1 pseudogene is annotated in these 325 nt (G+C 44.0%); it reads right to left on the bottom strand.

Annotated features, from left to right (window positions below):
* Positions 1-325 (bottom strand): annotated as a pseudogene (locus EKM70_RS11315) (type I restriction endonuclease subunit R); the annotation flags it as partial.

Raw genomic sequence — 325 nt, 5'->3', positions numbered from 1 at the left:
TCGTTTTACGCGGGCCTTTTTGTAAAATATATTGAACAACTTGGTTAATATGTTCATCGGTCTCAAAGTCAGCCGGAGTTAAATACGTTTCTTCCAAGTCCTTGACTGACATCGCTTGAATCTTGGCTTGAATTTTTGTTTCATCAGCTGTATTCAGCAGGCGGCCTTGCTTATCGCGACGTGCTTTGACGCGCTGGGTTTCTTTCTCGAGGGCCCGGGTTATTAACGTATCTTTGCCAATTGTTGTTACATGTTCGACGTTAAACGGTAACACGGCTTGGTCCTCTAAGGCATCTCGCAAGTTATAAACGTGACAGACTTTACC

Source organism: Levilactobacillus lindianensis (assembly GCF_003946095.1).
Classification (GTDB): Bacteria; Bacillota; Bacilli; order Lactobacillales; family Lactobacillaceae; genus Levilactobacillus; species Levilactobacillus lindianensis.
Note: the sequence above shows the minus strand (reverse complement) of the source record. Positions and strands in the feature narration are given on the sequence as shown.